General features: G+C 67.8%; 19 protein-coding genes. 8 read left to right on the forward strand and 11 right to left on the reverse strand.

The features are described from left to right. Positions 1 to 32: 32 nt before the first annotated feature. On the reverse strand, positions 33 to 713 hold the full coding sequence (locus G3A50_RS15230; protein ID WP_163076056.1) for a GntR family transcriptional regulator: 681 nt from the start codon (positions 711 to 713) through the stop codon (positions 33 to 35). A 199-nt stretch (positions 714 to 912) separates the two neighbouring features. On the opposite strand from G3A50_RS15230, the gene G3A50_RS15235 reads away from it, so the two are divergent. From G3A50_RS15235 to G3A50_RS15260, 6 genes are all read left to right on the forward strand, one after another. Continuing rightward, on the forward strand, positions 913 to 2,541 hold the full coding sequence (locus tag G3A50_RS15235; protein WP_163076057.1) for an ABC transporter substrate-binding protein: 1,629 nt from the start codon (positions 913 to 915) through the stop codon (positions 2,539 to 2,541). A gap of 84 nt (positions 2,542 to 2,625) precedes the next feature. Continuing rightward, positions 2,626 to 3,639 (forward strand): ABC transporter permease, encoded by a 1,014-nt coding sequence (locus G3A50_RS15240; RefSeq protein ID WP_163076058.1) that lies wholly within the window; start codon positions 2,626 to 2,628, stop codon positions 3,637 to 3,639. Positions 3,640 to 3,677: 38 nt separating this feature from the next. After that, positions 3,678 to 4,559, forward strand: coding sequence for an ABC transporter permease (locus tag G3A50_RS15245; RefSeq protein WP_163076059.1), 882 nt, complete (start codon positions 3,678 to 3,680; stop codon positions 4,557 to 4,559). Positions 4,560 to 4,609: 50 nt separating this feature from the next. Beyond that, positions 4,610 to 6,310 carry a dipeptide ABC transporter ATP-binding protein gene (locus G3A50_RS15250; RefSeq protein ID WP_163077693.1) on the forward strand — a complete coding sequence of 567 codons (1,701 nt, stop codon included), beginning with the start codon at positions 4,610 to 4,612 and terminating at the stop codon, positions 6,308 to 6,310. Positions 6,311 to 6,399: 89 nt separating this feature from the next. Further along, positions 6,400 to 7,380 carry an HlyD family secretion protein gene (locus G3A50_RS15255; protein ID WP_163076060.1) on the forward strand — a complete coding sequence of 327 codons (981 nt, stop codon included), beginning with the start codon at positions 6,400 to 6,402 and terminating at the stop codon, positions 7,378 to 7,380. Positions 7,381 to 7,383: 3 nt separating this feature from the next. Continuing rightward, positions 7,384 to 8,370 carry an FUSC family protein gene (locus G3A50_RS15260; protein WP_163076061.1) on the forward strand — a complete coding sequence of 329 codons (987 nt, stop codon included), beginning with the start codon at positions 7,384 to 7,386 and terminating at the stop codon, positions 8,368 to 8,370. A gap of 7 nt (positions 8,371 to 8,377) precedes the next feature. On the opposite strand, the gene scpA is transcribed toward G3A50_RS15260, so the two are convergent. From scpA to G3A50_RS15280, 4 genes are read right to left on the reverse strand one after another with little or no spacing between them, the layout of a single operon-like run. Continuing rightward, positions 8,378 to 10,558, reverse strand: coding sequence for a methylmalonyl-CoA mutase (scpA, locus tag G3A50_RS15265; RefSeq protein ID WP_246251738.1), 2,181 nt, complete (start codon positions 10,556 to 10,558; stop codon positions 8,378 to 8,380). After that, positions 10,555 to 12,429, reverse strand: a complete 1,875-nt coding sequence (locus G3A50_RS15270; protein ID WP_163076062.1) for a methylmalonyl-CoA mutase family protein — start codon at positions 12,427 to 12,429, stop codon at positions 10,555 to 10,557. The genes scpA and G3A50_RS15270 overlap by 4 nt, the downstream gene beginning before the upstream one ends. A gap of 11 nt (positions 12,430 to 12,440) precedes the next feature. Further along, complete coding sequence (locus G3A50_RS15275; protein ID WP_163076063.1) at positions 12,441 to 14,456, reverse strand: acetyl-CoA carboxylase biotin carboxylase subunit; 2,016 nt, start codon at positions 14,454 to 14,456, stop codon at positions 12,441 to 12,443. An 8-nt stretch (positions 14,457 to 14,464) separates the two neighbouring features. Continuing rightward, positions 14,465 to 15,997 carry an acyl-CoA carboxylase subunit beta gene (locus tag G3A50_RS15280; RefSeq protein ID WP_163076064.1) on the reverse strand — a complete coding sequence of 511 codons (1,533 nt, stop codon included), beginning with the start codon at positions 15,995 to 15,997 and terminating at the stop codon, positions 14,465 to 14,467. Positions 15,998 to 16,272: 275 nt separating this feature from the next. Here G3A50_RS15280 and G3A50_RS15285 point away from each other — a divergent pair, with 275 nt between their 5' ends. Further along, on the forward strand, positions 16,273 to 17,706 hold the full coding sequence (locus tag G3A50_RS15285; RefSeq protein WP_163076065.1) for a short-chain fatty acyl-CoA regulator family protein: 1,434 nt from the start codon (positions 16,273 to 16,275) through the stop codon (positions 17,704 to 17,706). Between the two features lie 61 nt (positions 17,707 to 17,767). On the opposite strand, the gene glnT is transcribed toward G3A50_RS15285, so the two are convergent. The 5 genes from glnT to G3A50_RS15310 form a co-directional block, all read right to left on the reverse strand. Beyond that, positions 17,768 to 19,072, reverse strand: a complete 1,305-nt coding sequence (glnT, locus tag G3A50_RS15290) for a type III glutamate--ammonia ligase (protein ID WP_163076066.1) — start codon at positions 19,070 to 19,072, stop codon at positions 17,768 to 17,770. Between the two features lie 101 nt (positions 19,073 to 19,173). Beyond that, the gene (locus tag G3A50_RS15295) at positions 19,174 to 20,511 is read right to left on the reverse strand and encodes an FMN-binding glutamate synthase family protein (protein WP_163076067.1); all 1,338 of its coding nucleotides are present in this window, start codon (positions 20,509 to 20,511) and stop codon (positions 19,174 to 19,176) included. 11 nt (positions 20,512 to 20,522) lie between these two features. After that, entirely contained in the window at positions 20,523 to 21,245 is a 723-nt protein-coding gene (locus tag G3A50_RS15300) for a GltB/FmdC/FwdC-like GXGXG domain-containing protein (protein ID WP_163076068.1), read from the reverse strand. Next, a complete protein-coding gene (locus G3A50_RS15305; RefSeq protein ID WP_163076069.1) occupies positions 21,242 to 22,123 on the reverse strand; it encodes a class II glutamine amidotransferase in 882 nt (293 codons plus the stop codon). The genes G3A50_RS15300 and G3A50_RS15305 overlap by 4 nt, the downstream gene beginning before the upstream one ends. A 121-nt stretch (positions 22,124 to 22,244) precedes the next feature. Next, positions 22,245 to 22,862 (reverse strand): helix-turn-helix domain-containing protein, encoded by a 618-nt coding sequence (locus G3A50_RS15310; protein ID WP_246252485.1) that lies wholly within the window; start codon positions 22,860 to 22,862, stop codon positions 22,245 to 22,247. Positions 22,863 to 23,106: 244 nt separating this feature from the next. On the opposite strand from G3A50_RS15310, the gene sthA reads away from it, so the two are divergent. Then, positions 23,107 to 24,501 carry a Si-specific NAD(P)(+) transhydrogenase gene (gene sthA / locus G3A50_RS15315; protein ID WP_163076071.1) on the forward strand — a complete coding sequence of 465 codons (1,395 nt, stop codon included), beginning with the start codon at positions 23,107 to 23,109 and terminating at the stop codon, positions 24,499 to 24,501. Between the two features lie 7 nt (positions 24,502 to 24,508). On the opposite strand, the gene folD is transcribed toward sthA, so the two are convergent. Beyond that, the gene (gene folD, locus G3A50_RS15320; protein ID WP_163076072.1) at positions 24,509 to 25,387 is read right to left on the reverse strand and encodes a bifunctional methylenetetrahydrofolate dehydrogenase/methenyltetrahydrofolate cyclohydrolase FolD; all 879 of its coding nucleotides are present in this window, start codon (positions 25,385 to 25,387) and stop codon (positions 24,509 to 24,511) included. Positions 25,388 to 25,390 lie beyond the last annotated feature (3 nt).

A 25,390-nucleotide genomic window follows, 5' to 3' on the forward strand; every position in this document is an offset into this window, starting at 1 on the left:
TGAAATGGATGCAAAGGGGAGGCGGCCGGCCTTCAGCCGGCTCTGGCGCGCGGCGTCGGCTCCATCGCCGTTCCGGCGAGCTGCTCGAAAGCGTCCTCGACCAGGCTGACATGATGCAGCATCGCCGCATGGGCGGCGGTGGCATCCCCGGCCAGCACGGCGCGCACCACCGCGCCATGCTCGGCATGGGACAGCATCAGCCGGCCCGGCGCGCGGAACTGCGCGCGGCGGAACGGGCCGAGGCGGCGGCGCAGCCCCGCCGTCATTTCCGCAAGCACGGGGTTGTGGGTGCCGGCGTAGAACATGGCGTGCAGAGTGGTGTTGGCGCTGGTGTAGGCGGGGACGTCGTCCTGCGCGACCATCTCGCCCATGGAATCGTAAAGTGCGCCGAGGCGGCGACGCTCGATCGGCGTCATGCTCATGGCCGAGAGCCGCGCGCAGGTGGCTTCCAGCTCGCCCATCGCGACGAAGAGCATTTCAAGCTCGCCCGAGGTGACCTCGGCCACGATCGCCCCGCGGCGCGGGCGAAGATCGATCAGTCCCGTGGTGGCAAGCTGGCGCAGCGCCTCGCGGACCGGCGTGCGGGATGTGCCGTAGCGGGCCGCCAGCATGTGCTCGTCGAGACGGCTTCCAGGGGCCAGCGTGCCATCCAGAATGGCATCGGCGATCTCGCTCGCGAGCTTTTCGGTCCGCGTCTGTCGGTCGTCCGACATCGGTAGGCGCCTATCCTGCTGCATTCAGCCGAAGAACATCGCCTATCCTTGCCATGATTTGGGCCCTGCATACAGATCAGAAAATGAGCAACGCTGAAAACAATTTGAGCACGCAATTTCGGGAAATTGCATGCACAGTGGGTAACAGAGAACGCAAGGGTTCACCTCACATCGGACATCGCCCGGAGCTCGGCCTTCCATGAACCGTCGTGAATTTCTGACATCTGCCACCGTCCTTTCCTCCGCCGCGGCCACCGGCGTCGCCGCTCCCGCCATCTGGTCCTCGGCCAGCGCGCAGTCGGCGCGGCAGGAAACGCTGCTTCTGATCAGCGAGGACGGGCCCAACAATCTCGATATCCAGGGCGTCGGCACCAACCGCCCGGGCTATGAGGTGTCGTGGAACTGCTACGACCGTCTGATGAGCTACGGCTCCAAGACAATGCCCGACGGAACGGTGAGCTATGACCGCGACAAGCTCGTGCCCGAGCTGGCGGAAGAGTGGGATCTCACCCCGGATTCGGTCACCTTCAAGCTCCGCAAGGACGCCAAGTTCCACGACGGCTCGCCGGTCACGGCGCACGACGTGAAGTGGTCCTTCGATCGCGCGGTCTCCGTCGGCGGCTTTCCGACCGTGCAGATGAAGGCCGGCTCGCTGGAAAAGCCCGAGCAGTTCGTGGTGGTGGACGACCACACCTTCCGCGTCGACTTCATCCGCCCTGACCGGCTGACCATGCCGGACATCGCGGTGATCGTGCCGTCGGTCTACAATTCCAAGCTGGTGAAGTCCAAGGCCACCGAGCAGGACAAGTGGGGGATGGAGTACACCAAGCAGAACACCGCCGGCGGCGGTGCCTACAAGGTGGTAAAGTGGCAGCCGGGCACCGAGGTGGTGTTCGAGCGCAATGACGACTGGAAGTGCGGCCCGATGCCCGCGCTTAAGCGCGTGGTCTGGCGCATGGTGCCTTCCGCCGGCAACCGCCGGGCGCTGATCGAGCGCGGCGATGCCGACATCTCCTTCGGCCTGCCGGCGAAGGACTTTGTCGAGCTCGACAAGGCCGGGAAGGTCAAGGTCGTCTCCAACCCGATCTCGAACGGTATCCAGTATATCGGCATGAACGTCACCAAGCCGCCCTTCGACAAGCTCGAAGTGCGTCAGGCGGTGGCCTATGCGCTTCCCTACCAGAAGATCATGGATGCGGTGCTGTTCGGCCTCGGCAAGCCGCTTTACGGCGCGGCGTCGAACACGGTCACCGAGCCGGTGTGGCCGCAGGCCCATGGCTACAATACCGACATGGCCAAGGCCAAGGAGCTGCTGGCCAAGGCCGGCTATCCCAACGGCTTCGAGACCACGCTCTCCTTCGATCTCGGCTCGGCCGCCATCAACGAGCCGCTGTGCACGCTGGTTCAGGAGAGCCTCGCCCAGATCGGCATCAAGGCGACGCTGAACAAGATTCCGGGCGCCAACTGGCGCGGCGAGCTGATCAAGAAGGAGATGCCGCTCATCTCCAACTTCTTCTCGGGTTGGCTCGATTACCCGGAATACTTCTTCTTCTGGTGCTATCACGGCCAGAATACGCTGTTCAACACGATGAGCTACAAGAACCCGGAGATGGACAAGCTGATCGACGGCGCCCGCGCGGCGGCGGCGACGGCCGACTGGCCGACCTATGACAAGGATGTCGACGGCTTCATCGACCTCGCCTTCGCCGACATACCCCGCGTGCCGCTTTACCAGCCCTATCTCAGCGTCGCGATGCAGAAGCAGATCTCCGGCTACCAGTACTGGTTCCATCGCCAGCTCGACTACCGCACCCTCAAGAAGGGCTGAGGCGCGCGGGAACGTGTCACGGCGGCGCGATCGCCGCCGCCGTGAAGACCAGGGACTGGCAGGCTCTCGTGAGGGGAGGCGGCGTTGCTGCAACAGATCGTCAGGCGTCTTGCGACGGCGGTGCCCAGCATCATCGGTGTCGTCATCGTCACCTTCCTGCTGACGCGGGTGCTGCCGGGTGACACGGCGGCCTATTTCGCCGGGCCGGCGGCGACGCCGCAGGCGATCGCCGAGATCCGTGCCACGCTGGGCCTCGACCAGCCGCTGCCGGTGCAGTTCGTCGCCTATGTGAAGGACCTCGTCACCGGCAATCTCGGGACCTCGCTCACCACCGGCCAGCCGGTGCTGAACGACATCCGCGCGCGGCTGCCGGCGTCCGCCGAACTGACCCTGCTGGGGTTGCTGATCTCGATCCTCATCGCGGTCCCGCTCGGCATCCTCGCCGCCGTGCGTCAGGGCTCGTGGATCGACCATCTGTGCCGCATCGTGGCGACGGCGGGCGTTTCGCTTCCGGTGTTCTTCACCGGCTTGCTGCTGGTCTATGTGTTCTATTTCAAGCTCGGCTGGGCCCCGGCGCCGCTGGGGCGGCTGGACTTCTTCTACTCGGCGCCGCCCGACATCACCGGCTTCTATCTGATCGACACCCTCGCGGTCGGCGATCTCGAAACCTTCCGTGCCGCCTTCTCGCAGATCTGGCTTCCGGCGGTGACGCTCGCGATCTTCTCGCTGGCGCCGATCGCGCGCATGACCCGCGCCTCGATGCTCGCCGTGCTGGCCTCGGATTTCGTGCGCACGGCGCGGGCGAGCGGGCTGAGGCCGTCCAAGATCGTGATGGGCTATGCCTTCCGCAACGCGCTTCTGCCGGTAATCACCACGCTCGGCATGGTGTTTTCCTTCCTGCTCGGTGCCAATGTGCTGGTGGAGAAGGTGTTCGCCTGGCCGGGCATCGGCTCCTACGCCATCGAGGCGCTGATCACCTCCGATTACGCGCCGGTGCAGGGCTTCGTGCTCGCGATGGCGATTCTCTATGTGCTGCTGAACCTCGTCATCGACATTCTGTACGGCCTCGTCGATCCGCGCGTGCGCATCGAAGCGTGAGAAAGCCGACATGAGCGAACGGATATGGGAGAGCTGACATGAGCCTGGCTTCCGCTTCCGGTGCCCGGCCCGCCCGGGATGGCCTGCTTGCCCATGCGCGCCATGTGGTAGCCGAGAACCCGGTCACCGGCGTCGCCTTCGCCCTGTTCGCGCTGCTCGTGTTCGCGGCGCTGCTCGGGCCGGCGATCGCGCCCTACGACCCGCTCGCCAGCGATACGGTCGCGGCGCTGCAACCGCCGAGCGCGGCACACTGGTTCGGCACCGACCAGCTCGGACGCGACATCTTCAGCCGGGTGCTGGTGGCCGCCCGGCTCGACATGGTGATCGCGATCACCTCGGTGGCGCTGGTGTTCGCGGTGGGCGGCTTCGCCGGCATCGCGGCGGGCTATTTCGGCGGCTGGACCGACCGCATCGTCGGGCGCGTGTCCGACACCATCATGGCCTTCCCGCTGTTCGTGCTGGCGATGGGCATCGTGGCGGCGATGGGCAACACGGTGACCAACATCATCATCGCCACCGCCATCATCAATTTCCCGCTCTATGTCCGCGTCGCCCGCGCCGAGGCCAATATTCGCCGCGAGGCCGGCTTCGTGCAGGCGGCACGGCTCACCGGCAATTCGGAGCTGCGCATCCTGCTCACGCAGATCGCGCCGAACATCCTGCCGCTGATGATGGTCCAGGTGTCGCTCACCATGGGCTATGCGATCCTCAATGCCGCCGGGCTGTCCTTCATCGGGCTGGGCGTGCGCCCGCCGACGCCCGAATGGGGCATCATGGTCGCGGAGGGGGCCTCCTTCATCATCTCCGGCGAATGGTGGATCGCGTTCTTTCCGGGCGCGACGCTGATGGTGGCGGTGTTCTGCTTCAATCTGCTCGGCGACGGCCTGCGCGACCTCGTCGATCCCCAACGGCGCACCTGAGAGGCCGGGCCGTGAACATCCAGACAGGCATTGCGCAGGGGGCCAACCACATGCAGCCGCCGCTCCTCGACGTGCAGGACCTCACCGTCGAGTTCGCGACGCGGCGTGGTTCGGTGCGGGCGGTGGATCAGGTGAGCCTGACCCTCGCCAAGGGCGAGACGCTGGGCATCGTAGGCGAATCCGGCTCGGGAAAGTCCGTCACCTCCTACACGGTGATGCGCATTCTCGACCGCGCCGGGCGCATTGCGCAGGGCACCATCACCTTCGGCGGCGTCGATGTCGGCGACGCGCCGGAGAGCACGGTGCGCGCCTTGCGCGGGCGTGAGATGTCGATGATCTTCCAGAACCCGCGCGCGGCGCTGAACCCGATCCGCAAGGTCGGCCGGCAGATCGAGGACGTGCTGATCGAGCATATTCAGGCGCAACCTTCCGACGCCCGCGAAAAGGCGATCGAGGTGCTCAAGGCGGTGCGCATCGCGCGGCCCGAGGAGCGTTATCACGCCTATCCGTTCGAACTTTCCGGCGGCATGTGCCAGCGCATCGTCATCGCCCTGGCGCTGGCCTGCCGGCCCCAGCTGCTGATCGCCGACGAGCCGACCACGGGCCTGGATGTCACCACCCAGAAGGCGGTGATGGATCTCGTGGTCGAACTGGCGCGCGAGCGCAACATGGCGACCATTCTCATCACCCACGATCTCGGCCTCGCGGCGGCCTATTGCGATCGGGTGATGGTGATGGAGAAGGGCCGTGTGGTGGAATCAGCCACTGCCGAGGCCATTTTCCGCGCCCCCCAGCATCCCTACACGCGCAAGCTGATGCGGGCGACGCCGCGCCCCGGAATCGGTCTGCGCGACCTGCTGCCGGAGGGCACTGCGCCCGAGGGCGTGCCCGCCACGCTGGCTCCGCCCAAAACGGGGGAGCCAGCCGCCGCGCCGCTGCTGGTTGTCGAGAACCTCGTCAAGGAATATCCGCGCCAGGAGACGGGTGGGGGGCTTGCCCGGTTGCTCGGTCGCGGCGAGCCCGCGGCCCCGTTCCGGGCGGTGGACGGCATCAGCTTCCAGCTCGCCCGAGGGGAAAGCCTGGGGCTGGTGGGCGAATCCGGCTGCGGCAAGTCCACCACCTCGATGATGGTGATGCGCCTCACCGACCCGACAGCGGGACGCATCCTGTTCGATGGCGAGGATATCGGCGCCATGCCGGCGCGCCAGTTCGCCCGCTCTTCCTTTCGCCCGCGCATCCAGCTGGTGTTTCAGGACCCGACGGACAGCCTCAACCCGCGTTTCACCGCCGCCCGCGCCATCGCCGATCCACTGATGCGGATGGGCGCCGGCCTCGGCCGCGAGGCGCTGCGCGCGCGGGTGGAGGAACTGGCGGGCCTCGTCGGGCTGCCCGCCGAGTTTCTCGACCGTTTCCCGCACCAGCTCTCGGGCGGGCAGAAGGCGCGTGTCGGCATTGCCCGCGCCATCGCGCTCGACCCCGATCTCGTGGTGCTGGACGAGCCGACGGCCGCGCTCGATGTCTCGGTGCAGGCGGTGGTGCTGAACCTGCTGCACGATCTGAAGCAGCGGCTCGGCATGAGCTACATCTTTGTCAGCCACGATCTGGAAGTGGTGCGGATGCTGTGCGACCGCGTGATCGTGATGCGCGCGGGCCGGATCGTCGAGGAGGGGCGTACGGACGAGGTGATGGCCGCGCCGAAGGCGGAGTATACCCGCGAGCTTCTGTCCTCGATCCCGCACCCGCCGCTGTGAGGACGGTATCTGAAGCGCATTGAGCCCGGCGCGCAAAGACGCGATGATGGTGCAAGCCGCTGCGGCGGATTCCCTGGGTTGACTGTTTCATGCTGATCCGCCTGCTGCGCCATCCGGTGACACTGATCGTCGGAGTGGCGATCGCGCTGTTCGTTGTCTACGAAGTCAGCGTTCGCTACTTCGCCTACACTTCCGACGCCTATGTGATGAGCGACATCATCGTCATCTCCTCGCAGGTCGAGGGGCCGGTCTCGACGCTTTCGGTGCAGGACAACCAGCCTGTCGCGGCGGGCGACGCGCTGTTCGAGATCGAGCAGACGCCCTACCGGCTTAAGGTCGATGAAGCCGCCTCCGCGCTGGCGCAGGCAGAGGCCGACCTGGAACTGGCCACGGACGAAGTGGCGGCGGCACGGGCCAACGTCACCTCGGCCCAGGCGGTGCAGACCAATGCACAGGCGACGCTGGCACGGGCGAAGTCGCTTTCCACCGACGGCTTCTCGACCGAGGCGACGCTGGACGTGGCCACCCGCGACGTCGCCACCGCCGGCGCCAACGTGCTCTCGGCACAGGCCCAGCTCAATGTCGCCATCCTGCGCGTGGCGGTGGTCAAGGCGAGCATCGCCTCCGCCAAGGCCGTGCTGGACAAGGCGCAGTACGACTTCTCCAAGACCAAGGTCGTCGCGCCCGAGGCCGGCCAGGTCGCGCCCTTCACCGTCCGACGCGGCGACTATCTGGAGCGCGGCACCGAAGTGCTGGCGCTGGTGACACAGAACCGCCGGCGCGTCGTCGCCAACATCGCCGAGCGGCATCTGGCGCGGCTGCGCACCGGCCAGCGCGTCTGGCTGACCCTCGGTTCCGACCCCTGGGTGATCCATTCCGGCCGTGTCAGCGGCATCGCCGCCGGGGTGTCCCGCTCGCCGCAGAATCCGGAGGTGCTGCCTTATGTCGAGCCGACGACCGACTGGGTGCGCCTGCCCCGGCGCTTCCCGATCGAGATCACGCTTGACGACTGGCCCGTCTCGCTCGGCCTGTTCAACGGCGCGGATGCCCGCGTGCTGATCTGGTTCTAGGCCATGGATGATGTCGACCGGCAAGCCTTCGCCACCGCTTCGGGTGTCCTTGTCGCGGTCTATACCGCGCTGTGGATGGGACTTTCGGAGCCCTACTGGGCCGCGCTCAGCGTGCTGATCATCGCCAACACCGACCGCGACGCGGTGTTCACCAAGGGGGTACTGCGCGTCGCCGGAACGCTTGTCGGCGTGGGGCTCGGCTATGTCGTCGGACAGTGGATGGAGGGGCTCGCTATCCAGCAGGTGGCGCTGGTCGCCCTTGCCGCCGCCGTCGGCACCTATGGGCGCCAGCGCAGCGCCTTTGGCTACGCCTGGTTCTATGGCGCACTGACCTTCATGCTGGTGATGCTCTACACCATGGTCGAGCCCCAGAACCTTTTCCAGTTCGCCCATTACCGCTGCTACGAGATCCTGATCGGCGTCGTGTGCGGTACGCTCTCGAACTGGGCCCTGGGCCCGCGCGCGGGCGAGCTGCCGGCGCATTTTCTGGCGCAGGCGGCCGCCGCCACGCCGGAAAACGCCCTGCGCCAGGCGCTCATCGCCGGGCTCGGGGCCTTCACCATCGTGATGATCTGGGTGCTGTTCGACCTGCCGCAATTGCCGCAGGTGCTCATTTCCAGCCTGATCGTGGTCGACATCGATCCCATGGCGACGCGGCACAAGGGCTGGCAGCGGATCCTGGGTTGCTTCATCGGCGGCGCGGCCGGCTTCGGCGTGATCCTGCTCGATGCCAGCGACCAGTTCTGGTGGGTGGCGGCACTGTTCCTTGGCGTGTTTTCCTTCGCCCGGCTGCATCTGGGAAAAACGCCCAATGCCTATATCGGAACCCAGTCGGCGATCGCCTATCTGGTCACGCTGGTGGGTGCGGGGCCACCGACCTCGCTTTACCCGCCGGTCGACCGGCTGGTCGGAATCGTTATCGGCGTGAGCATCATGACCGTGCTGGTCTGGGCGCTCAATCCGCCCAGGCCCGCCACGCGCGCCGCCTGAGAGGCGGCTATTCCGCCGCCTGCTTGTGGCCGAGCCGGCTGGACAGCTTGGCGACGAGTTCGCCGGCGGCATCCGCGATCACGGTGCCGGGCGGGTAGATCGCCTCCGCGCCGGCCGCGCGCACCGCGTCGTAATCCTGCGGCGGCACCACGCCGCCGACCACGACCATGATGTCGGGTCGCCCCTCGGCCGCGAGCGCGGCCTTGACCTGCGGCACCAGCGTCAGATGACCGGCGGCCAGCGAGGAGATGCCGATGACGTGGACGTCATTCTCCACCGCCTGGCGCGCGGCTTCTTCCGGCGTGGCGAACAGCGGGCCGATATCGACATCGAAGCCGAGATCGGCGAAGGCCGAGGCGATCACCTTCTGGCCGCGGTCGTGGCCGTCCTGGCCCACCTTGGCGACGAGAATGCGCGGGCGCCGGCCTTCCTCGTGCTCGAAGGCATCCACCATGGCGCGGACCTCATCGACCTTCCCGGTCATCGCGGATGCCTCCCGACGATAGACGCCGGAGACCGCGCGGATTTCGGCGCGATGCCGGCCGAAGACGCGCTCCAGCGCATCGGAGATCTCGCCCACCGTCGCCTTGGCACGGGCGGCGTCGATGGCGAGCGCAAGCAGATTGCCCTTGCCCTCCGCCCCATTCTGCAACGCGGTCAGCGCAGCTGCCACCGCCTTCGGGTCGCGCTCGGCCTTCAGGCGCCGCAGCTTTTCGAGCTGGGCGGCGCGCACCGCGGAATTATCCACCTTCAGCACGTCGATCGGCGTTTCGCGCAGGGGGCGGAACTTGTTGATGCCGACCACGGCCTGCGTGCCGCCGTCGATGCGGGCCTGGGTGATGGCGGCGGCTTCCTCGATGCGCAGCTTGGGGATGCCGGCCTCGATCGCCTTCGCCATGCCGCCCAGTTCCTCGACCTCGGCGATATGGGCGAGCGCGCGTGTCGCCAGATCCGCGGTCAGGCGCTCCACATAGTAGGAGCCACCCCAGGGATCGATGGCGCGGGTGGTGCCGCTTTCTTGCTGCAGCAGGATCTGGGTGTTGCGGGCAATGCGGGCGGAGAAGTCGGTCGGCAGCGCCAGCGCCTCGTCCAGCGCGTTGGTGTGCAGCGACTGGGTGTGGCCCTGCGTCGCCGCCATGGCCTCGATCATGGTGCGCATCACGTTGTTGAACGCGTCCTGCGCGGTCAGGCTCCAGCCCGAGGTCTGCGAATGGGTGCGCAGCGGCAGCGACTTGGGGCTCCTGGCGCCGAGGTCCTGCATCAGCTTGGCCCAGATCAGGCGGGCGGCGCGCAGCTTGGCCACTTCCATGAAGAAGTTCATGCCGATCGCCCAGAAGAACGACAGGCGCGGGGCGAAGCTGTCGATCGGCAGGCCGGCAAGCCCGCCCGCCCGCACATACTGCACGCCGTCGGCCAGCGTGTAGGCGAGTTCGAGGTCCTGCGTCGCTCCCGCTTCCTGCATGTGGTAGCCGGAGATCGAGATCGAGTTGAAGCGCGGCATCTCCCGTGACGTGAAGCCGAAGATGTCGGAGATGATCCGCATCGAGGGGCCGGGCGGGTAGATGTAGGTGTTGCGGACCATGAACTCCTTGAGGATGTCGTTCTGGATGGTCCCTGAAAGCTGCGCCGGGCTGACGCCCTGTTCCTCGGCGGCGACGACATAGAGCGCCAGGATCGGCAGCACCGCGCCGTTCATGGTCATGGAAACGCTCATCTGGTCCAGCGGGATGCCGGAGAACAGGGTGCGCATGTCGTAGATGGAATCGATCGCCACGCCCGCCATGCCGACATCGCCGGCCACGCGCGGGTGGTCGCTGTCATAGCCGCGATGGGTGGCGAGGTCGAAGGCGACGGAAAGTCCCTTCTGCCCCGCCGCGAGGTTGCGTCGGTAGAACGCGTTGGAATCCTCGGCGGTGGAGAACCCGGCATATTGCCGGATGGTCCAGGGCCGCGTCGCGTACATGGTGGGGTAGGGTCCGCGCAGATAGGGCGCGATGCCGGGATAGGTGTCGACGAAGCCCAGACCCGCAATGTCCTCGGGGCCGTAGACCGACTTCACCGGAATGCCCTCCGGCGTCAGCCAGTCCGTTGCCGCCGGCGTGAGCGCGGCGGGGCGGGGCGCCTGCCAGTCGATGGCGGCGAAGTCGGGAATACGGCTGGCGCCGGCCTTCACGGTACTGTCCGTCACGGCACAACCTCCCGTTCCGCGTCGATGCCGAAGCGTCGAAGCGCGTCAGTGAGAAAGGCGAGAAGATCGTCGCCCGCGGCGAGGAAAACCTCAATCCCCGCCGCGCGCCACGTCGCCTCGTGTTCGCCGGGCCGGCCGGCGAGATAGATCGTCGTGGCCCCCGCCGCCCGCAAGGCGGTGGCCGCGTTGGCGGCGGTCGCGGCGTAGATCTCGTCGGACGAGCACAGGCAGGCCGCCCGCGCTCCCGAGGCGCGGAAGGCGTCGGCAAGGGCGTCGATGTCGCTGAAACCCTCATTGCCGAGGGCCGCGATGCCGCCGGCCTCGAAAGCGCTGCGGGCGAAGCCGCTGCGGGCGGTGAAATCGGCCGCCATGCCGAGATTGGCGAGGAACACGCGCGGGGCGGGCTGCGCCGCCTGCGCCGTCGCGCGCAGGTTCTCGAACGGCTCGGCGAGGCGATGGCCGATCAGCGGCTCGCAGGCGAGCGCGCCGTCGCCCCCGGCGAAGGCGGGCGCGCGCCGCGCCGGGGCGAGCAGGGCAGGAGCGGCCTCGCCCAGCAGGGGGAATTCCGAGGTGCCGGTGAGCGGCAGCCGCCGTGTCGCGACATCCTTCGCCCGCGCCGCGCGCGCCCTTGAAAGCTGTCGCTGCCATGCCCCGGAGCTGAGGCTCTCCACCATGCCGCCTTCACGCTCGATGGCGCGGAACAGCTCCCACGCCGTGGCGGCGAGCTTCTCGGTGCGCTCCTCGATGGCCCCCGCGCCGACGGCGGGATCGGCGACGCGGTGGATGTTGGATTCCTCGATAAGGATGAGCTGGGTGTTGCGGGCGAGCCGCCGGGCGGCCGGGTCCGGCAGGCCCAGTGCCTGGGTGAAGGGCAGCACGGTCAGGCTGTCCGCGCCCCCGACCCCGGCGGCGAAGGCCGCGATGGTGCCGCGCAGCAGGTTCACATAGGGGTCGTGCCGCGTCAGCATGCGCCAGGCGGTCTCCATATGGATCGACACCGGCACGGGCGACGCGCCGCACGCGCCGAGCATCGCGGCCCAGAGCTGGCGGAAGGCGCGCGGCTTGGCCTGGGTGGCGAACTGGTCGACATCGGCGGTCAGCGTCACCTCGATCGCGGCGGCGGCCTCCTCCAGCGATAGGCCGGCATTCTCCAGCGCGCGCAGATACGCCAGGGCGGTGGCGAGCGTACCCGCCAGTTCCTGCGCATCGGTGGCGCCGGCGTCATGGTGGAGCCGCCCATCGGCCCGCAGCATGGGCGCGCGCAGGCCCCGCCCGCGCAGCGTGCCGACCGTCTGGCCGAGCCGCGCGGCCAGTGCGTCCCACTCGATCGGGGCGCTGCCGAGCGCGGCGAAATCGCCGATCGGGTCGAGACCGAAGCGGATGTCCAGTTTCGCCGGGTCCTCGCCCTCGAACAGCCGGGCCAGCGCCAGCGCGATGTCGCGGCCCTGGAAATGGCCGGCCTCGACGCGCAGGGTGATCAGCTCCGGCATCACGCCCTTGAGCACGGCCACCAGCTCTTCATGGCGCAGGGGGAGGCCGAAGCCGCGCGCGGAAGGCGCGGAGGCGAAGATGAGGCTGGCGCCGTCGGCCCCGCCGTCGAGGTCCTCCAGCAGCTGCGCGTTGGCCGCCGCCGGGGTGTCGTGGTCGATGCGGGCAACGACGCGCCACGGCGCGCCGGCCGGGCGCCCTGCCAGCGGCATGGCCGCGCGGCGGCGTTCGGGCAGCGCGTCCAGCGTGTCGCCATCGGCCGTGCGCGTGACCATGCGCTTGTCATAGGAAGCGCCCTTGAGCACGCCCTCAACCAGCTTCAGCCATTCCTCACGGCTGGCGGCCGGGAAGGAGGCGAGGTCGAGCTCGGTCAGCGCATCCATCGGCGTACCCCTCAGGCGAATTCGAGAATGACGGCGTCCACCGCGAGGCTGTCGCCGGCCTTGGTGAGGATCCGGGCCACCGTGGCGTCGCGCTCGGCGCGGAGCACGTTCTCCATCTTCATGGCCTCGACCACGGCCAGGGCCTCGCCGGCCTTGACCTCCTGTCCTTCCGACACGGCGATCGAGACCACGAGTCCGGGCATCGGGCAGAGCAACTGCTTGCCGCTGCCGGCCTCGGTCTTCTCGGGCATCAGCAGGGCAAGCTCGGCTTCGCGGTTGGTGTAGACATTGGCGTCCACGGCGATGCCGCGATGGGCGAGGGCGACGCCGTTGAGGCGCGGGCGCACCTGCACGGCGATGGCCTCGTCGTCGAACACGCCGCTCCACACCGGCTCGCCGGGCTGCCAGCCCGAGCGCAGCTCGTGCGTATCCTGCGGCTTGCCGGCGTCGTCGAGGAAGGTGACGATGAATCCGCCGGCCGCCCGGTCCACCTCGCAGGGGAGGCTCTGGCCGCCGAGGCGCACCACGCGCTGGTGCTCGAAGCTCACCGGCTGGCCCGGCATCTGGCCGCTGATCCCGCGCTTGCGCGCATTGCCGACATTGTCGATCACCGCCGCCACGGCCGCGAGGCGGCGCGCGAGCACCGGGCTCGGGGCCGTGGGGTGGAAGCCGTCCTTGTATTCCTCGGCAATGAAGCCGGTGGAGAGCCGCCCCTCGCGCCAGCGCGGATGGCTCATCAGCGCCGCGAGGAAGGGGATGTTGTGCTGGATGCCGTCAATGGCGAAGGCGTCGAGCGCGTCCGCCTGGGCCTCGATCGCCTGCTCGCGGGTGGGCGCATGGGTGATCAGCTTGGCGATCATCGGGTCGTAATAGAGCGAGATCTCCCCGCCCTCGAAGACGCCGGTGTCGTTGCGGGTGGTGATGCCGTCCTTCACCGCTTCCGCCGGCGGGCGGTAGCGGGTGAGCCGGCCGATGGAGGGCAGGAAGCCGCGATAGGGATCTTCGGCATAGACCCGCGATTCCACCGCCCAGCCGTGCAGCTTCACGTCGGCCTGCGTCAGGGCGAGCGTCTCGCCGGCGGCGACGCGGATCATCTGCTCGACCAGATCGATGCCGGTGACCAGCTCGGTCACCGGGTGCTCCACCTGCAGGCGGGTGTTCATCTCCAGAAAGTAGAACGACTTGTCCTGACCGGCGACGAACTCGACCGTGCCGGCGCTGTCGTAATTGACGGCCCTGGCCAGCGCGACCGCCTGCTCGCCCATCTTCCGGCGGGTGGCCTCGTCCAGCAGCGGGGAGGGCGCTTCCTCGACCACCTTCTGGTTGCGGCGCTGGATCGAGCATTCGCGCTCGCCGAGATAGATGATGTTGCCGTGCTTGTCGCCGAGCACCTGAATCTCGATGTGGCGCGGCTCGACGATGAACTTCTCCACGAACACGCGGTCGTCGCCGAAGGAGGACTTTGCCTCCGACTTCGCGCGGTCGAAGCCGTCCTGCACCTCGTCGCGCGAATAGGCGATGCGCATGCCCTTGCCGCCGCCGCCCGCCGAGGCCTTGATCATCACCGGATAGCCGATCTCGTCGGCGATCCGCGCCGCGTGCTCGGCGTCCTCGATCACGCCGAGATAGCCCGGCACGGTCGAGACATTCGCCGCCGCCGCCGCCTTCTTGGACTCGATCTTGTCGCCCATCGCCTCGATCGCGCCGGGGTTCGGCCCGATGAACACGATGCCCGCCTCCTTGAGCGCCGTGGCGAAGCTGGCCCGCTCGGAAAGGAAGCCGTAGCCCGGATGCACCGCCTCGGCGCCGGTCTGGCGGCAGGCCTCGATGATCTTCTCGGCCAGCAGGTAGGACTGCGCGGCGGGGGCGGCGCCGATATGCACCGCCTCGTCCGCCATGGCGACGTGCAGGGAATCCTTGTCCGCGTCCGAGAACACCGCGACGGTTTTGATGCCCATGCGCCGGGCGGTCTTGATGACCCGGCAGGCGATCTCGCCACGGTTCGCAATGAGGATCTTGGAGAACATGGGAGGCCTCACAGCGGCAGGTTGTCGTGCTTCTTCAGGGGCGTCTCGACCTTCTTGGAGGCGAGCATGGCGAGCGCGCGGGCGATGCGCTTGCGCGTCGAGCGCGGCGTGATCACCTCGTCGATATAGCCGCGCTCGGCGGCGACGAAGGGCGAGAGGAAGCGTGCCTCGTATTCCTTGGTGCGCGCGGCGATCTTCTCGGGGTCGTCGATATCGGCCCGGAAGATGATCTCCACCGCGCCCTTGGCGCCCATCACCGCGATCTGCGCCGTCGGCCACGCATAGTTCACGTCGCCGCCAATGTGCTTGGAGGCCATCACGTCATAGGCGCCGCCAAAGGCCTTGCGGGTGATCACCGTGACCAGCGGCACGGTGGCCTGGCTGTAGGAAAACAGCAGCTTGGCGCCGTGCTTGATCAGCCCGCCATATTCCTGCGCCGTGCCGGGCAGGAAGCCGGGCACGTCCACGAAGGTCACGATCGGGATCTCGAAGGCGTCGCAGAAACGCACGAAGCGGGCGGCCTTGCGCGAGGCGTCGCTGTCGAGCACGCCCGCCAGCACCATCGGCTGGTTGGCCACCACGCCGACCGTGCGGCCCTGGATGCGCCCGAAGCCGGTGAGGATGTTGCGGGCGAAGGACGACTGGATCTCGAAGAAGTCGCCCTCATCGACGACCTTCCCGATCAGCTCTTTCATGTCATAGGGCTTGTTCGGGTTGTCCGGCACCAGCGTGTCGAGCGAGGCGTCGAGACGGTCGGCCTGGTCGAAGCTCGGCCATTCCGGCACGCCGGCCACGTTGTTGGCCGGCAGAAAGTCGATCAGCCGGCGCATCTGCAGCAGGCATTCGACGTCGTTCTCGTAGGACCCGTCCGCCACCGAGGACTTGGTGGTGTGCACCTTGGCGCCGCCCAGCTCCTCCGAGGTCACGCTCTCATTGGTGACGGTCTTCACCACCTCCGGGCCGGTGACGAACATGTAGGAGGTGTCGCGCACCATGAAGATGAAGTCGGTCATGGCCGGCGAATAGACGTCGCCACCCGCGCAGGGGCCCATGATGACCGAGATCTGCGGGATCACGCCCGAGGCGGTGACATTGCGCCTGAACACCTCGCCATAGCCGCCAAGCGCCGCGACACCTTCCTGGATGCGCGCGCCGCCGGCGTCGAACAGGCCGATGATGGGGGCCCGCGTCTTCAGCGCCATGTCCTGGATCTTGGTGATCTTGGCCGCGTGCGCCTCGGACAGCGAGCCGCCGAACACGGTGAAGTCCTTGGCGAAGACGAAGACCTGCCGGCCGTTCACCGTGCCCCAGCCGGTGACGACGCCGTCTCCGGGGGTCTTGGTGTTCTCCATGCCGAAATCGGTGCAGCGGTGCTGCACGAAGGTGTCGAACTCCTCGAAGGAGCCGGTGTCGAGCAGCAACTCGATGCGCTCGCGCGCGGTGAGCTTGCCGCGCTTGTGCTGGGCGTCGATGCGGCGCTCGCCGCCGCCCATCCGGGCGCCGGCGCGGCGCTGTTCGAGCTCATCGAGAATGTGCTTCATGGCGGTTCCTCGAACGCATGTGTCACGTCATTTCGGCGGCATGGCTTCGGTGCTTCGGGCGTGCCGCGCGCTCCCGGTCCGCCTCGAACGGCGCCCCGGCAGCATGCCGCGCGCCGGCCGCGCCCGTCATCCGCAGTTATCCGGTGGCGCAGGTTCCCTTTTGTGAAGTCGCCCAACGCCACGCTGTCTCTTAGGCCCTTGCGGAACAAAAGATAAGCTGTGAAAATGCGGATCGTGAAATTGTAAATCTTTCACAAAATCGAAAGCCCGCACCCATGTCGAAGAAGGTCTATGCCGGCCATGCGGTGCGCAATGTGCGCGAGAAGCTCGGCCTGACGCAGATCGACTTCTCCCGTCGTCTGTCCCTGTCCCCAAGCTACATCAATCAGATCGAGAGTAACCAGCGTCCAGTGACGGCGGCGGTGCTGCTCGCCATCAGCCGCACCTTCAATCTCGATATCGCCCATTTCGGTGCCGACGATCTCGACCGCGTGGTGGCGGATCTGCGCGAGGCGCTGGCCGATCCGGTGTTCAAGGGGCTGGAGCCGAGCCTTCAGGACCTGAAGAACGCCACCACCCACGCCCCCGCCTTCGCCCATGCCTTCCTGCGGCTCTACGGCGCCGTGCGCCGGCTGGAGGAGCGCCGCGTCGCCCATGACGACGCCGTGGTGTCGGTCGCCACCGAGCTGGACGGGGAGGCGCGCAACCTCGCCCCCTACGAGGAGGTGCGCGACCATTTCCACTACATCGACAACTATGTGGACGGGCTCGACCGCGCCGCCGAGGAGCGCAGCGCCGCCCTCGACCTGTTCGCGCGCGAGGACGCCTCGGCGATCCTGGTCCGGCATCTGCGCGAGCGCCACGACATCGCGGTCGATACCGCGCCCGCCGACGAGCCGGACGCGCCGTTGCTGCAATATGATCGCCATCGCCGCGTGGCGACGCTGTCGCGCATGCTGGAGCCGGCCAGCCGCAGCTTCCGCCTTGCGGCGCTGATTGCGCGCTTCGAGCAGAGCGAACTGATCGACCAGCACGTGCTGGAGGCGGGGTTCCGCAGCACCACGGCGCGCGAGGTGTGTCGGCTCTCGCTTCAGAACTACTACGCCGGCGCGCTGATCCTGCCCTACCGCCGCTTCGCCCGTCTGGCACGCGAGACGCGCCACGATCTCGACCTTCTGGGCGCGATGACCGGGGCGAGCCTGGAACAGGTCTGCCACCGGCTTTCCACCCTGCAGCGGCCGGGCGAGAAGGGCGTGCCGTTCTATTTCCTGAAGGTCGACCGCGCCGGCAACGTCATCAAGCGCCACAGCGCGACGCGCTTCCAGTTCGCCCGCTATGGCGGAGCCTGTCCGGTCTGGAATGTCCACGAGGCGTTCGAGCAGCCCTCGCGCACGCTGGTGCAGCTCGGCGAGATGCCGGACGGGGTGCGCTATCTGTGCCTGGCGCGCAGCACCTCCACGGCGCCCATCCGCTACGGCCAGCGCGAGCGTCGTTTCGCGCTCGGCATCGGCTGCGAGGTGTCCTATGCCGGCGAGATCGTTCATGCCGACGGGCTCGACCTGAAGTCGGCGCGCATGTCTCCGCTCGGCGTCAACTGCCGCATCTGCCCGCGCTCCGCCTGCCCCGAGCGCGCCTTCCCCCCGCTCGGCCGCGAGATCGCGCTCGACCCGGACCGGCGCGGCGTCGTGCCGTTCACGGTCCGCGAGTGAGCGGCAACGCAAACGGCCGGGCAGGGGCCCGGCCGTCGCCTGCGTGTGTTTTCAGCGCCGTTCAGATGTCGAGCGTGTTGTCGCGTTCCCACTGGGTGAGGTGGTGGGAATAGGCGTTCCACTCCTCGGTCTTCAGCTTGATGTAGCCGTCGATCAGCGGGGCGCCGAGGGCGGCGCGCAGCACGGTGGACTTCGACAGCGCGCGGGTGGCGTCGAGCAGGTTGAGCGGCAGCTTCTTGGCGCCGCGCACCTTGTGCCCGTCGGTGTACATGTTGATGTCGAGCCGCTTGCCCGGATCGCGCTGGTTCTGGATGCCGTCGAGCCCGGCGGCGAGGACGGCGGCGGGCATCAGATACGGGTTCGCCGCACCGTCCGGCAGGCGCAGTTCCAGACGCCCCGCATCGGGGATGCGGATCATGTGGGTACGGTTGTTGCCGGTATAGGTCACGGTGTTCGGTGCCCAGGTGGCGCCGGAGGTCGTGACCGGGGCGTTGATGCGCTTGTAGGAGTTCACCGTCGGGTTGGTGAAGGCGCAGAGCGCGTCGGCATTGTGGATCAGGCCGCCGATGAAGCCGTAGCCGAGATCGGAGAGGCCGAGCTCGCCATCCTCGTCGTCGAACAGGTTGGAGCCGTCCTCGCCCCACAGCGAGGTGTGCATGTGGCAGCCCGAGCCGGTGAGGTCGATGAAGGGCTTGGGCATGAAGGTCGCGCGCAGGCCGTGCTTCTCGGCGATCGAGCGGGCCATGTACTTGAAGAAGACGTGGCGGTCGGCGGTGATCAGCGCGTCGTCGAAGTCCCAGTTCATCTCGAACTGGCCGTTGGCGTCTTCATGGTCGTTCTGGTAGGGGCCCCAGCCCAGCGTGAGCATGCAGTCGCAGATTTCCTTGATGACCTCGTAGCGGCGCATCAGGGCGGACTGGTCGTAGCAGGGCTTGGTGGCGTTGTCGGCGGCGTCGGAAATCTTCGCGCCGTCCGGGGTGGTGAGGAAGTACTCGCACTCGACGCCGCTCTTCATCAGGTAGCCGAGCGAGCCGGCGCCGAGCATGGTGCTCTTGAGCACGTTGCGCGGGGCCTGCCGGACCAGTTCGTCATTCATGACGAGGTCGGAGGCGAGCCAGCCGATTTCCGGCTTCCACGGCAGCTGGATCAGGCTCGACGCGTCCGGCACCGCGAACAGGTCCGGGTCCGCCGGCGTCATGTCCAGCCAGGTGGCGAAGCCGGCAAAGCCGGCGCCGGTCTTCTCCATGCCGCTGATGGCCGAGGCCGGCACCAGCTTGGCGCGCAGGGCGCCGAACAGGTCGACATAGGAGATGAGGAAATATTTGATGCCGAGTTCTTTGGCGGCGTAAGCCAGATCGTTTGCCATCTGCTGCAATCCTACCTGCAATCCGTGCTGTTCCCCGGCCCTTTGGGGCTCGTTCGGTGTCGTGATGTGCAAACCCCGCGCCGTGCGCGGGGTCTGGTCGTTCAGAAGCGGCCGTTGCGGCCCGGAATCCAGTCGGTGCCGGCGAGCGGGACATTCGCCATGGCCGCCGCCTCGATGGTGAGGGCGGCGAGGTCCTCCGGCTCGAGATTGTGGACATGGCTCTTGCCGCAGGCGCGGGCGATGGTCTGGCACTCCAGCGTCAGCACCGCGAGGTAGTTGGCCAGGCGCCGGCCGGCAGCGACCGGGTCGAGCCGCTTCATCAGCTCGGGATCCTGCGTGGTGATGCCCGCCGGGTCGCGGCCCTCGTGCCAGTCGTCATAGGCGCCGGCGGTGGTGCCCAGTGCCTCGTAGTCGGCCTGATAGCGCGGGTCATTGTCGCCGAGCGCGACCAGCGCCGCCGTGCCGATGGCCACGGCGTCCGCACCCAGTGCCAACGCCTTGGCCACATCCGCGCCGTTGCGGATGCCGCCGGAGACGATGAGCTGCACCTTGCGGTGCATGCCCAGATCCTGCAGCGCCTTCACCGCCTGATGCACGGCGGCGATGGTGGGGATGCCGACATTCTCGATGAAGACTTCCTGAGTGGCGGCGGTGCCGCCCTGCATGCCGTCGACCACGACCACGTCCGCGCCGGACTTCACCGCCAGAGCGGTGTCGTAATAGGGACGGGCGGCGCCGACCTTCACATAGATCGGCTTCTCCCAGTCGGTGATCTCGCGCAGTTCCTCGATCTTGATCTCGAGATCGTCCGGGCCGGTCCAGTCGGGATGGCGGCAGGCCGAGCGCTGGTCGATGCCGACCGGCAGGGTGCGCATCTTCGCCACCCGCTCGGTGATCTTCTGGCCGAGCAGCATGCCGCCGCCGCCCGGCTTGGCGCCTTGACCGACCACCACTTCGATGGCGTCGGCGCGCTTCAGATCGTCGGGGTTCATGCCATAGCGCGAGGGCAGGTACTGGTAGACCAGCGTCTGCGAGTGCCCGCGTTCCTCATTGGTCATGCCGCCGTCGCCGGTGGTCGTCGAGGTTCCCATGGCCGACGCGCCGCGCCCGAGCGCTTCTTTCGCGTTGGCCGAGAGCGAGCCGAAGCTCATGCCGGCGATGGTGATGGGGATCTTCAGCGCGATCGGCTTCTTGGCGAAGCGGGTGCCGAGCAGCACCTCGGTGGAGCACTTCTCGCGATAGCCCTCCAGCGGGTAGCGCGACATCGAGGCGCCGAGGAACAGCAGGTCGTCGAAATGGGGCAGCTTGCGCTTGGCGCCGGCGCCGCGGATGTCATAGATGCCGGTGGCGGCGGCGCGGCGAATTTCCGAGAGCGTGTACTCGTCGAAGGTCGCCGAGAGGCGCGGCTTGGTGCGCGGCGTGTTGGTCATGTCCGTCATCGCGGCCGCCCTCAGTAGTTCGACACGTTGTCGACGTGGAAGTGGTAAAGCGTGCGGGCCGAGCCGTAACGGCGGAATTCGCCGATATCGACCGCGCCGAGAAGGCCGGCGGCCTCCAGCTTGGCGGCGAGCAGCGCCTTGTGCTCCTCGCGCATTTCCTTCTCGACGCAGTCGGCGCCAAGGCCGGCGACCGAGCCGCGCACGAACAGCTTCGCCTCGTACAGGCTGTCGCCCAGCGCCTCGCCGGCATCTCCCAGCACGGTAAGGGTGCCAGCCTGGCCCATGAAGGCGGAGAGGTGCCCGACCGAGCCCTTCACCACGATGTCGATGCCCTTCATCGAGATGCCGCAGCGGGCGGAGGCGTTGCCGTCGATCACCAGCAGGCCGCCATTGCCGGTGGCCCCGGCGGACTGGCTGGCATCGCCCTTCACATGGATGAACCCGCTCATCATGTTCTCGCCGACGCCAACGCCGGCATTGCCGTTCACGATGACGCGGGCCTGCTTGTTCATGCCGGCGCAGTAATAGCCGACCGGGCCGTCGATCTCGACCGTGACCGGCGCATCGAGCCCGGCGGCGAGCGCGTGGCGGCCGGCCGGGTTGGCGATCTTCCAGTAGGCCTCGGTGGTGTCGGGCGCGAGCTTGTGCAGCGCGGCGTTGAGTTCGCGCAGCGAGGAACTGGCGAGATCGACGGTGACGGCGGCCTCGACGGCGGGAGTGAGGGCAAGTCTCATGCGGCGCGATCCCAGAAATAGACCTTGGCGGGCTCGGGTTCGAACAGGCGGGCGGAGCTGATGCCCGGCAGGCCGGCCAGCGCCCGGTATTCGGAGCCGAAGGCGACGTAGTCGTCGGTCTCGGCCATGACGGCGGGCTTGCAGGCGATCGGGTCGCGCAGCACGCCGAAGCCGCTCTCGGTGCCGACGACGAAGGTGTAGAAGCCGTCGAGGTCGTCCAGCGAATGGGTCAGCGCCTCGCCCAGCGTATCTCCCTGCGCAATGCGGTAGGTGAGGTAGGCGGCGGCGACCTCGCTGTCGTTTTCGGTGTTCACACGCACACCCTCGCGGGCCAGCTGTCGGCGCACGCCGGCGTGGTTCGACAGCGAGCCGTTATGCACGAGGCACTGGTCGGGACCGGTGGAGAACGGGTGGGCGCCGTCGGTGGTGACCGCGCTTTCCGTCGCCATGCGGGTGTGGCCGATGGCGTGGGTGCCGGACATGCCCTCCAGCCCGAAGCGACGGGCGACGTCAGCCGGCAGGCCGACCTCCTTGTAGAGCTCCATGCGCGAACCGGTGCCCACCACCCGCACTTCGGGGGCGATGCGCGCCAGCGCGGCGCGGACGCCGGCCTCCTCGGAGGCGCTCACGCTCAGCACCGCATGGGTGTCGCGCGGCATCACGGGATGGCCGATCGCGGTGCCGATCTTCGCGAAATCGGTGCCGGCGGGGCCGCGCAGGGTGAGCTTCACCAGGCCGGGCGTACCGCTGCCATACACGGCGAACCCGGCCGAATCCGGCCCGCGGTCGCACATTACGTCGAGCATCTGCGCCAGCATGGCGCCGAGCTCGGGCTCGAGTTTGGGGTTCTTGAGGAACAGCCCGACAATGCCGCACATGGCGGAGCTCCTGGCACACGATCCGGGGGAAGGCGAAGTTGCCGTCCTTCATAGGAGCCTGCCGCGGGAGCGTCAATGAAGTGAGAATAATTTTTTCTTCTAAGGAAATTCCCGGTCCGGATCAGCTGGGCGCGCGGGGGTAGATGATGATCGACAGATAGGTCATCGGCCGCACCAGCAGCTCTTCCGGGCCATGCGTCGCCGCGGAATCGAACAGCAGCGAATCGCCCGGCCGCAGATGATAGGTGCGATCGCCGTGGCGATAGATCACCTCGCCGCTCAGCATGTGGATGAACTCGGCACCGGCGTGACGGAAGCCGGTATAGGACACCGCTTCCTCGCTCAGTGTGATCAGATACGGCTCAACCGCGACTTCTCCGCCCAGCGCGTAGCCCAGCAATTCGTACTGGTGCCCGACCTTGGTGCCGCGCCGTTCGATGTGAACGCCCTGGCCGGCGGGAACGAAGGAACAGTCGCGCTTCTCCTCGAAGCTGGCGAACAGCGAGGAGATCGGCACGTTGAGAACGCTCGATATCGCCTGCAGCGTGCCGAGCGAGGGCGAGATCAGCCCGTTCTCGATCTTCGACAGCATGCCCACCGAGATGCCCGCCGCGCTGGCGAGGTCCGACACGGTGAGGTCGAGGTCGCGCCGCGTCGCCCGCACCTGCAGGCCGAGCGCCTGTTCGAGCGTCGGTCCGCCCGATGGCGGCGCGCCGGAGCCCGTTGTCAGCTCGTCCAGCGCCGCGGCGACATCCTTTGAAACGTCGCCCGACGCACTCCTTGTCGCTTCTGACCGGCTCGACGGTCCGTGCCTGCGCTCGCTCACCTGCGTCCCCCTTCCGTCCGCTGCCCATTGAGGACCTTTCGGCGCCGTATGCCAAGCGCTTGCAGCAGGTTGTCCGCGCCTGTCATCCGGCCTTGGCATTCATCGTGCATCGACATTTGAGGCGCCAATCCCTGCCAGCCAACGGTGCAGCATCTCAATGTACGACTTCGACATGATTGTCATCGGCAGCGGCCCCTCGGGCCGGCGTGCCGCCGTGCAGTCCGCCAAGATCGGCAAATCTGTGCTGGTCATCGAAAAGGGCCGCCGCGTCGGCGGCGTGTCGGTCCATACCGGCACCATCCCCTCCAAGACGCTGCGCGAAACCGTGCTCAACCTTTCCGGCTGGCGAGAGCGCGGTTTCTACGGCCGTTCCTATCGGGTCAAGCAGGATATCGGCGCCGGCGACCTTATGGCGCGGCTGCACAAGACGCTGGACCACGAGGTCGACGTGCTTGAGCACCAGTTCGCCCGCAACGCGGTGAAGACCGCCCGCGGCGAGGCGCGCTTCCTTGATCCCCACACCATCGAGGTCGCCGGGGAGGGCGGGGAGATCGAGACCGTCACCGGCGCGCATGTGCTCATCGCCTGCGGCACCCGCCCGTTCCGCCCCGACTATGTGCCCTTCAATGGCATGAGCGTGTTCGACAGCGACGAGATCGTCGATCTGCCCAAGCTGCCGCGCAGCCTCGCGGTGATCGGCGCCGGCGTCATCGGTGTGGAATATGCCACCATTTTCAGCGCGCTGGACGTCGCGGTGACGCTGATCGAGCCGCGTGCGACCTTCCTCGATTTCATCGACAAGGAACTGATCGACGAGTTCGTCCATGAGCTGCGCGACCGCAATGTCGCGCTGCGGCTGGGCGCGGCGGTGACCTCGATCGGACTCGACCCCGACGAGCGGCCGGTGTGCAAGCTGGCGGACGGGCGCACCGTGCAGTCCGACATGCTGCTCTTCGCCGCCGGCCGGGTAGGCGCCACCGACCGGCTCAACCTCGACGCGGCCGGCCTCGCGGTCGATCATCGCGGCCGCATCGCCGTCGAGCCCAAGACCCTGCAGACCGCCGTGCCGCACATCTACGCGGCGGGCGACGTGATCGGCTTCCCCAGCCTCGCCTCGACCTCCATGGAGCAGGGCCGCGTCGCTGCCTGCCACGCCTTCGGGCTGGAGCCCCCGCCGCCGCCCGAATTCTTCCCCTATGGCATCTATTCGGTGCCGGAAATGTCCACGGTCGGCATGAGCGAGGAAGAAGTGCGCCGGCGCGAGATTCCCTATGAATGCGGCATCGCCCGCTTTCGCGAGACCTCGCGCGGCCACATCATGGGGCTGAACAACGGGATGATGAAGATGATCTTCTCGGTAAAGACCCGCCGCCTGCTCGGCGTGCACATCGTGGGGGAAGGTGCCACCGAACTGATCCATATCGGCCAGGCCGTTCTGAACCTGAAGGGCACGATCGACTATTTCATCGAGAACACGTTCAATTACCCGACGCTGGCCGAGGCCTACAAGATCGCCGGCCTCGACGCTTGGAACCGGCTACCGCGGGTGTAGTGCGCCATCAACCGCCGGCGGCAACCTGCCGCCGCGCCGCCGTCAGCGTGTTCTGTAACAAACAGGCGATGGTCATCGGCCCGACGCCGCCGGGCACCGGGGTGATCCTTCCGGCAATGCCCTGCGCCTCGTCGAAGGCGACGTCGCCGACAAGGCGGGTGCCGCCGCCCGCCTTCTCCACACGGTTGATGCCGACATCGATCACTGTGGCGCCCGGCTTGATCCAGTCGCCGCGGATCATCTCCGGCCGGCCGACCGCACCGATCAGGATGTCCGCCCGCCGGCACACATCCGGCAGGTCGCGGGTGCGCGAATGGGCGATGGTGACGGTGCAGTCCTCGCGCAGCAGCAGCTGCGCCAGCGGTTTGCCGACGATATTGGAGCGACCGACCACGACCGCCTCCAGCCCGGCGAGCGAGCCGAGCGCGTCCTTCAGCAGCATCACGCAGCCCAGCGGGGTGCAGGGCACCAGCGCGTCGAGCCCGACGCTGAGCCGGCCGACATTCACCACATGGAAGCCGTCGACATCCTTGGCCGGGTCGATGGTGGCGAGCACGGCCTGGGCGTCGATAGGGACGGGAAGCGGCAGCTGGACCAGAATGCCGTGCACCGCCGGGTCATCGTTGAGCTGGCGCACCAGCGCGAGCACATCGGCCTGCGTGGCGGTGGCCGGCAGCTTGTGCTCGATCGAGTTCATCCCGGCCTCGACCGTCTGGCGGCCCTTGTTGCGCACATAGACCGCGCTTGCGGGATCCTCGCCCACCAGCACCACGGCCAGACCGGGCGTCACGCCTGTGTCCGTGACGAAGGCGGCGACCTCGTCGGCAAGGCGCAGGCGCATCCGCTCGGCAAAGGCCTTGCCGTCGATGAGGCGGGTCTCGACCATGTG

This window comes from Ancylobacter pratisalsi (genome assembly GCF_010669125.1).
Classification (GTDB): Bacteria; Pseudomonadota; Alphaproteobacteria; order Rhizobiales; family Xanthobacteraceae; genus Ancylobacter; species Ancylobacter pratisalsi.

Excerpts from the sequence above, each read along its gene's own strand:
- sthA (WP_163076071.1), top strand. The coding sequence starts at position 23,107 with ATGTACGACTTCGACATGATTGTCATCGGCAGCGGCCCCTCGGGCCGG.
- glnT (WP_163076066.1), bottom strand. The coding sequence starts at position 19,072 with ATGGCAAACGATCTGGCTTACGCCGCCAAAGAACTCGGCATCAAATAT.
- G3A50_RS15245 (WP_163076059.1), top strand. The coding sequence starts at position 3,678 with ATGAGCCTGGCTTCCGCTTCCGGTGCCCGGCCCGCCCGGGATGGCCTG.
- G3A50_RS15235 (WP_163076057.1), top strand. The coding sequence starts at position 913 with ATGAACCGTCGTGAATTTCTGACATCTGCCACCGTCCTTTCCTCCGCC.
- G3A50_RS15280 (WP_163076064.1), bottom strand. The coding sequence starts at position 15,997 with ATGAAGCACATTCTCGATGAGCTCGAACAGCGCCGCGCCGGCGCCCGG.
- folD (WP_163076072.1), bottom strand. The coding sequence starts at position 25,387 with ATGGTCGAGACCCGCCTCATCGACGGCAAGGCCTTTGCCGAGCGGATG.
- G3A50_RS15300 (WP_163076068.1), bottom strand. The coding sequence starts at position 21,245 with ATGAGACTTGCCCTCACTCCCGCCGTCGAGGCCGCCGTCACCGTCGAT.
- G3A50_RS15275 (WP_163076063.1), bottom strand. The coding sequence starts at position 14,456 with ATGTTCTCCAAGATCCTCATTGCGAACCGTGGCGAGATCGCCTGCCGG.
- G3A50_RS15270 (WP_163076062.1), bottom strand. The coding sequence starts at position 12,429 with ATGGATGCGCTGACCGAGCTCGACCTCGCCTCCTTCCCGGCCGCCAGC.
- G3A50_RS15285 (WP_163076065.1), top strand. The coding sequence starts at position 16,273 with ATGTCGAAGAAGGTCTATGCCGGCCATGCGGTGCGCAATGTGCGCGAG.
- G3A50_RS15260 (WP_163076061.1), top strand. The coding sequence starts at position 7,384 with ATGGATGATGTCGACCGGCAAGCCTTCGCCACCGCTTCGGGTGTCCTT.
- G3A50_RS15230 (WP_163076056.1), bottom strand. The coding sequence starts at position 713 with ATGTCGGACGACCGACAGACGCGGACCGAAAAGCTCGCGAGCGAGATC.
- G3A50_RS15250 (WP_163077693.1), top strand. The coding sequence starts at position 4,610 with ATGCAGCCGCCGCTCCTCGACGTGCAGGACCTCACCGTCGAGTTCGCG.
- G3A50_RS15255 (WP_163076060.1), top strand. The coding sequence starts at position 6,400 with ATGCTGATCCGCCTGCTGCGCCATCCGGTGACACTGATCGTCGGAGTG.
- G3A50_RS15295 (WP_163076067.1), bottom strand. The coding sequence starts at position 20,511 with ATGACGGACATGACCAACACGCCGCGCACCAAGCCGCGCCTCTCGGCG.
- G3A50_RS15305 (WP_163076069.1), bottom strand. The coding sequence starts at position 22,123 with ATGTGCGGCATTGTCGGGCTGTTCCTCAAGAACCCCAAACTCGAGCCC.